Below are 255 nucleotides of genomic sequence, written 5' to 3'. Positions count from 1 at the left end.
ATGTGTCAAGAGCTTCAGCCAATTGCATGATCGCTTCTTCACCCAAAGCACCTTTGTCGCCTTCAAGCGCCAACTTTGCTGAACCTTTAACGATTGGTGTGTCATCACCAGGGAAGTCGTACTTAGATAACAGTTCACGAACTTCCATTTCTACTAACTCTAACAATTCTGCATCATCAACCATGTCGCACTTGTTCATGAACACGATGATGTATGGAACGCCAACCTGACGAGCCAACAAGATGTGCTCACGTG

At 45.5% G+C, this 255-nt stretch carries 1 protein-coding gene; it reads right to left on the bottom strand.

The window, feature by feature from the left end; all coding sequences use genetic code 11:
* Positions 1–255, bottom strand: a 255-nt coding sequence (locus tag ICN28_RS09470; RefSeq protein ID WP_255536221.1) for a GTP-binding protein, incomplete at both ends; no start/stop codon positions are given.

Source organism: Polynucleobacter sp. 30F-ANTBAC (assembly GCF_018882385.1).
In the GTDB taxonomy this organism is placed as follows: Bacteria; Pseudomonadota; Gammaproteobacteria; order Burkholderiales; family Burkholderiaceae; genus Polynucleobacter.
The sequence above is the reverse complement of the archived record's forward strand: the minus strand, read 5'-3'. Positions and strand labels throughout refer to the sequence as shown.